General features: G+C 53.7%; 7 protein-coding genes. 3 read left to right on the top strand and 4 right to left on the bottom strand.

Annotation, left to right across the window (positions count from 1 at the left end):
• The first annotated feature begins 82 nt into the window (after nt 1–82).
• Entirely contained in the window at nt 83–1,648 is a 1,566-nt protein-coding gene (locus CJF39_RS16770) for a methyl-accepting chemotaxis protein (RefSeq protein ID WP_094994431.1), read from the top strand.
• A 164-nt stretch (nt 1,649–1,812) separates the two neighbouring features.
• Here CJF39_RS16770 and CJF39_RS16765 read toward each other — a convergent pair whose 3' ends face one another.
• Both CJF39_RS16765 and CJF39_RS16760 read right to left on the bottom strand, forming a co-directional pair.
• Nucleotides 1,813–1,977 carry a DUF2986 domain-containing protein gene (locus CJF39_RS16765; protein WP_094994430.1) on the bottom strand — a complete coding sequence of 55 codons (165 nt, stop codon included), beginning with the start codon at nt 1,975–1,977 and terminating at the stop codon, nt 1,813–1,815.
• A 116-nt stretch (nt 1,978–2,093) separates the two neighbouring features.
• On the bottom strand, nt 2,094–2,480 hold the full coding sequence (locus CJF39_RS16760) for a GFA family protein (protein WP_094994429.1): 387 nt from the start codon (nt 2,478–2,480) through the stop codon (nt 2,094–2,096).
• A 116-nt stretch (nt 2,481–2,596) separates the two neighbouring features.
• Between CJF39_RS16760 and CJF39_RS23080 the strand changes: the two genes are divergently transcribed.
• Together CJF39_RS23080 and CJF39_RS16755 are read left to right on the top strand one after the other, a co-directional pair.
• Complete coding sequence (locus tag CJF39_RS23080; protein WP_170942696.1) at nt 2,597–2,773, top strand: hypothetical protein; 177 nt, start codon at nt 2,597–2,599, stop codon at nt 2,771–2,773.
• Nucleotides 2,774–2,903: 130 nt separating this feature from the next.
• Nucleotides 2,904–3,599 (top strand): tRNA (adenine(22)-N(1))-methyltransferase, encoded by a 696-nt coding sequence (locus CJF39_RS16755; protein ID WP_094994428.1) that lies wholly within the window; start codon nt 2,904–2,906, stop codon nt 3,597–3,599.
• Nucleotides 3,600–3,690: 91 nt separating this feature from the next.
• Here the strand turns inward: CJF39_RS16755 and proP are convergent, their stop codons facing one another.
• Both proP and CJF39_RS16745 read right to left on the bottom strand, forming a co-directional pair.
• Nucleotides 3,691–5,196 (bottom strand): glycine betaine/L-proline transporter ProP, encoded by a 1,506-nt coding sequence (proP, locus tag CJF39_RS16750; RefSeq protein WP_094994427.1) that lies wholly within the window; start codon nt 5,194–5,196, stop codon nt 3,691–3,693.
• Nucleotides 5,197–5,474: 278 nt separating this feature from the next.
• Nucleotides 5,475–5,855 (bottom strand): RidA family protein, encoded by a 381-nt coding sequence (locus CJF39_RS16745; protein ID WP_094994426.1) that lies wholly within the window; start codon nt 5,853–5,855, stop codon nt 5,475–5,477.
• Nucleotides 5,856–6,000 lie beyond the last annotated feature (145 nt).

Here is a 6,000-nt window from a genome sequence, read left to right as displayed (position 1 = left end):
ATCTGGCTCATAGGCGGCTCGGATCAGGTGGTCAGGCGTATTTCAGCACATTTGAAAACTTGTTCGGAGATTCCCTAACAGCCTGGAATACCGTGCGTTCTGGCAGGATCTGCGAACAGGGAAACCTCACACCGGTGAGTTCCGGCGCATTACCAAAAGCGGAGCCCCTGTTTGGATTCAAGCGACCTACACGCCCATCGTCCGCGCAGGCAAGGTCCAACGCATTGTTAAGTTTGCTACAGACGTGACAGCACAAGTGCGTGAGCACGCGCGCAATCAGTCACAAATTACAGCAATCAACCGTGCTCAGGCGGTCATCGAATTTAGCCCTGATGGCACAATTCTCGATGCAAATGAAAACTTCCTGACGCTCATGGGCTATTCACTTACTGAGATACGTGGTGAAAAGCATCAGATTTTTGTGCCGCCCGCAGAGCGGAAATCGAGGGCTTACTCTGATTTTTGGCAAAAATTGCGTGCGGGTAAATTTGAGACGGCGGATTACCAAAGAATCACTAAACGCGGTAAATCAGTCTGGATTCACGCCACTTACAACCCTATCGTCAACCCGGAAGGCGAAGTCGTCAGAGTTATAAAGTTCGCAAGTGACATCACGGCGCAAGTACTGTTAAACCAAGAATTCAAGCTCTTATCGTTGGTGGCGAATGAAACAGACAACTCCATCGTCATCACTGACAAAGAAGGCCATATCGAGTACGTAAACCAAGGTTTTACAAAGCTCACGGATTACACATTGGATGAGGTGCGAGGGAAAAAGCCGGGGAGTTTTCTCCAAGGAACAGCGACAGATCAAAAAACAATTGAACAGCTCAGGGATGCAGTGCTGAATCGCCGTCCAATCTACACCGAGATTCTTAACTACAGAAAATCGGGAGAGCATTACTGGATTTCACTGGCTATAAACCCTGTTTTCAATGATGCCGGTGAGTTGGAACAATACATTTCGATCCAGGCCAATATCACTGGTACGAAGGAGCTCTCGCTTGAGTCGGATAAAAGGTTCAAGGCGATTAGTGTCAGTAATGGCGTGGCGGAGTGGGAAACAAATGGCCAGATGAGTTCTGCGAACGACTACTTGGTCCACCACCTGGAACATGCCGATGCCAAAGAATTACTGACCCGTAAGCACAGCTTGCGAACAATTCTCGGTGAAGACGTATTCGCCAAACTGCTTAAAGGTGAGCAGTTTGCAGGTAGCTTTACCATACCTGCAAAGGACAACCGCCCAATCCTGTTTAGCGGAGCGCTCTGCCCAATCACGGATTCAATCGGTCACATCAAGCGGATCGTGAGCTACGGGGTCGACGAGCAGGCGAAACATGATGCATCACAGGTCACTGATCGTGAAATGCGCCTTGTGCAAGAGTCCAGTCAACGGATTGCGAACATCATCAGCAGCATCAACTCCATAACCGAGAAGACCAACCTACTGGCCTTAAATGCTGCTATCGAAGCTGCGCGGGCGGGGGAGTCTGGTCGAGGGTTTGCAGTCGTGGCAGACGAGGTGCGTACGCTTGCTAAGCAGTCAGCAGTATCCGCTAAGGAAATCACTCAACTTGTGAATGAAAGTACGGGGCGTATCGATCGTTTGAGTGCATCACTCAATACCTTACTGTCTTCAACATAAGCCAACCAAGCGTGCTGGTGACACTCGGCAATAGCCCCAAGCCAGCGTTTGGCCTAGGCTGAGCCGCGAGCGGCCGAGTGCACCTGCATCTTGCATTAGCGTATACATCTCATGAGCCAGTGACGCGTCGGCCCCACTGATTTTTCCTCGTCAGTGGACCTTGTTCACTCTTGAGCAGCAGTGGCGGTCAAGTCACTGCCGGATTCGGCGGCCATTTTTAAGCGGTCCGCTTTACAGATGTATTTAGGTTTGTTTTTGGGTGCCAGTTTGGCGCTGGCTTTTTTGGCGTTAGCTTTTAAGATTTGGTTGATTTTTTTACGACGATTCATAGGTTTTGCTCAGTGTGTCAGTGTTGAATAGGTCAGTCTTCACGGCTCAAGTGCTTTCCTTTGGAGGATGTACGCGCTGCCCAGGGATAGGTGTGTATTTCTGCCATGGTTAGCCGTTATTCTTGAGGCGCCTCGAACCAGATTGCTGAGTCGCCGGTGTAAATATGCTTCTGTTTACTGGGCTTGAAAGGTGTGTCCAGTGTCCCGAGTGCTACGCAAATCCATCCGGCGGCTTCGCCTTGGGAACATTTCCAGAACAACGTCGACCCGCAATGCCTGCAAAACTCCCGGAGAACCGATTCTGACGAGCGATAGGCCTTGAGGTCTTCTGCGCAGCTGAGTAAGGAAAACGCGCTGCAAGGCACGCTGCCATAGGACGCAAACGCGGCACCATGGCCCTTACGGCATTGGCTGCAATGGCAATGACTGACTGCTTTGGGCTCATCCAGCAGTTCGTAGCGTACGGCAGCACACAGGCAACTGCCCTGATAGACCTCGGTCATGCTCGATGGGCCTCAAAAAACGCCAGCTTAACGGCCCGCGTCGCGAGAGTCGACTGGCCCTTACTTGCCCGCAGGTTTTATCATGCGCCGAAATTTGTACAACTGGACCTGAACCCATGAATAAAGCCTTTCGCAATCCGCTCTTTCTGGTCGGGTTCGCGCTGATCATTTGCGGAAGCACTTTTGCCCTTAACGGCTTGCTTACCGAGCGCACATTCCTTTACATGGCTCCCGGTCTATTGATCCCGGGTGTCACGTTTATGCTGACGGCCTGGAACCAGCGTAATCGATAAGTTCGTTTGTTTCTTCACCGCCAAACGTCGCTTTGTCATAGCAGTGGTTGCCCTGCGTCGCTGCGCAAGCATGCTGGCGCCCTCTGATAAGTGCCGTGCAGGTCAGGCATTTTTTTTAAAGGAACACACGTTGAACCCACACACATTGTCCATGCGCCTGGAGCGCGTGGCAGCGCATGTTCCGGCGAACGCCCGGTTGGCTGACATCGGCTCGGACCATGCGTATTTGCCTGTTGCACTTATGCGCCGGGGCGCTATCGCGCACGCAGTGGCCGGGGAAGTTGCGCTGACGCCTTTCACTGCGGCTCAGCGTACCGTCAACGAGAATAATCTGGCCTCTCTCATAACTGTACGCCTGGCCAATGGCCTGATGGCGATTGAACCTGAAGACCGGATCACCGCGATTACCCTGTGCGGCATGGGAGGAGAAACCATCCGGGACATTCTTGAACAGGGCAAGGTGCGCTTGAGCGGGGAAGAGCGCTTGATCTTGCAGCCCAATGGCGGGGAACAGCCGCTGCGCCAATGGTTGATGGACAATGACTACCGCATCCTTGATGAGGAACTGCTTCGGGAAAACCGTTTTGACTACGAGATTATTATTGCTTCGCGCTCCGGCAGGGTGATGTACAGCGCGCAGGAACTCTACTTTGGTCCGCTGCTAATGAAAGTGCGCAGCCCGGCTTTCCTTGCCAAGTGGCAACGTGTGCTGTCTCGCAAGCGCAAAACATTGGCCAGTTTAATGGGCGCGCGGCACGCAGTTGCGCAGGCAAAACTGCAAGACACAGCCCGGCAAGTACGCTGGATCAACGATCTGCTGGCGTAGGCGGGAGGTAGCGACACGCCAGCAAGGCCCAGAAAAAATCCCGCAGGATGTGTTCATCACAACCTGCGGGATTTTTACATCCGGGTTCGCATCACTCGTTGATGCGGGGATGTTGCTGCACCAAGTTTTTGCGTTTGGCTTCCAGCTCGGCAATTTCGGCGTCGATGTCTTCGATCTTCTGTTCGATGTTGTCGTGGTGTTCCTGAAGCAGCTCCTTGGCTTCTTCAATATCCGAAGCCGCTGGCGCGGCCCCGCGCAACGGCTTGTTGGCGGTTTCTTTCATGGTTACGCCGGTAACCAGACCGACGATCGCGATCACCATCAGGTAGTACGCTGGCATGTACAGGTTATTGGTGCTTTCCACCAGCCAGGCCACCGCTGTCGGCGTCAGGCCCGCGATCAATACCGAGACGTTGAACGCACTGGCCAGCGCACTGTAGCGAATGTGCGTCGGAAACATCGCAGGCAGGGTTGATGCCATGACGCCGATGAAAAAGTTCAGCAACACGGCCAGCATCAACAGCCCGGCGAAGATCAGTCCCAGCTTGCCGCTGTTGATCAGGTAAAACGCGGGGACGGCGAGGAAGAACAGACCAACACTGCCGCAGATGATAAAGGGACGGCGGCCGATCTTGTCACTGACAAAACCGATCAGGGGCTGCACGAACAGCATGCCGACCATGATGGCAATGATGATCAGCACACCATGGTTTTCACTGTAATGCAGGTTATGTGACAGGTAACTCGGCATGTACGTGAGCAGCATGTAGTAGGTCACGTTGGTCACAGCGACCACGCCGATGCAGGTCATTAGACTGCGCCAGTGTTTGGTGGCCACTTCTTTGAACGAAACCCGCGGTCCGCCTGCGAGGCCTTCGCGATCACCTTGCTCCAGTTTTTCCACGTGTTGCTGGAAGGCGGGTGTTTCTTCCAGCGCATGGCGCAGATACAGCCCGATCATCCCCAGCGGCAAGGCCAGGAAGAACGGCACGCGCCAGCCCCATTCCAGAAACTTTTCTTCGCCCAGAAGTGTGGAGATCAGTACCACCACACCGGCACCAAGCACGAACCCCGCGATGGAGCCGAAGTCCAACCAACTGCCGAGAAATCCCCGCTTGCGGTCAGGTGCATATTCAGCAACGAAAATCGATGCGCCGGTGTACTCGCCGCCTACCGAAAAGCCTTGGGCCATTTTTGCCAGTAACAACAGGATGGGCGCCCAGATACCAATCGAGGCATACGAGGGGATCAAACCGATAGCGAAGGTGCTGAGCGACATGATGACGATGGTCGCCGCCAAGACTTTCTGTCGCCCGTATTTATCGCCCAGTGCGCCGAAAAATAACCCGCCCAGCGGCCTGATCAGGAAGGGGACCGAGAACGTGGCCAGCGCCGCGATCATCTGAACGCCGGGAGACACATCGGGGAAGAACACCTTCCCGAGCACATAAGCAACAAAGCCGTATACGCCAAAGTCAAACCATTCCATTGCGTTGCCTAATGCCGCGGCGGTAATCGCTTTGCGCATTTTTGCGTCGTCGACAATGGTGATGTCCTTCAATCCGATTGGATTGACCTTTTTCTTACGAGATCTCATGCAAGCCCCTTTATTAGCTGATCTATCCTTTTCAAACCGCTAAACCCAGTCGTACGAAGGGTAGACGCGTTTCTACGGCGCGGGATGCTATCGTTCTGATGGCACGCGCTCTTCGGGATCTGATACATGCGGATACGAAAAAATTCACTGAGGGGGTGTATTTTTTTGCAATCAGGGTTGTGCAGAGGGATGCGCAGGGAATTGAAATCCAACTGTCTTTCAACCGTACAGAAGCGGCCTGCATGAGGGCCGCTTCAGTCGGCAACCGCTATTAGGCGTTAGCCTTTAGCTGCCATCGCGGTGACTTCAACTCGCATACCTTCGACGGCCAAAGACGCGATCCCGACAGCGGCACGAACCGGCCACGGCTGGCTGAAGAAGCGTTTGTACACGTCATTGAACGCCGCTCGATCTGCCATGTCGGTCAGGTAGATGGTCAAGTGCATGACGCGGTCCATGGAGCTGCCCGCGCGTTCCAGCGCAACTTTTAACGCTCGCAGCGTGCATTCGCTTTGCTCGGTGATGTCGCCCAGTTCGAGACTGCCATCTGCGTGCGTAGGGATTTGCGTCGAAACCATTACGCCACCGAAGCTGGCGACGTCAGACGAAATAGACTCAGGATCAGGGTCGGGGGTAAAAGTCAGTTCGTTATGTGCCATGAACATCTCTGCTTAACAAGTAAGGGGGGTGGCGTCTAACACAGCCACGGCGCAGGCGTGCAGTGTACAGACCTGGACGTTTTCTAAAAACCTGATCGGGCACACCTCTTAATCCTTAACTATGCTCGCCAGTGCTTGCTTAAAC

The sequence above is a fragment of the Pseudomonas lundensis genome (assembly GCF_002269125.1).
In the GTDB taxonomy this organism is placed as follows: domain Bacteria; phylum Pseudomonadota; class Gammaproteobacteria; order Pseudomonadales; family Pseudomonadaceae; genus Aquipseudomonas; species Aquipseudomonas lundensis_A.
Note: the sequence above shows the minus strand (reverse complement) of the source record. Positions and strands in the feature narration are given on the sequence as shown.

Excerpts from the sequence above, each read along its gene's own strand:
- proP (WP_094994427.1), bottom strand. The coding sequence starts at position 5,196 with ATGAGATCTCGTAAGAAAAAGGTCAATCCAATCGGATTGAAGGACATC.
- CJF39_RS16765 (WP_094994430.1), bottom strand. The coding sequence starts at position 1,977 with ATGAATCGTCGTAAAAAAATCAACCAAATCTTAAAAGCTAACGCCAAA.
- CJF39_RS16745 (WP_094994426.1), bottom strand. The coding sequence starts at position 5,855 with ATGGCACATAACGAACTGACTTTTACCCCCGACCCTGATCCTGAGTCT.
- CJF39_RS23080 (WP_170942696.1), top strand. The coding sequence starts at position 2,597 with ATGAATAAAGCCTTTCGCAATCCGCTCTTTCTGGTCGGGTTCGCGCTG.
- CJF39_RS16760 (WP_094994429.1), bottom strand. The coding sequence starts at position 2,480 with ATGACCGAGGTCTATCAGGGCAGTTGCCTGTGTGCTGCCGTACGCTAC.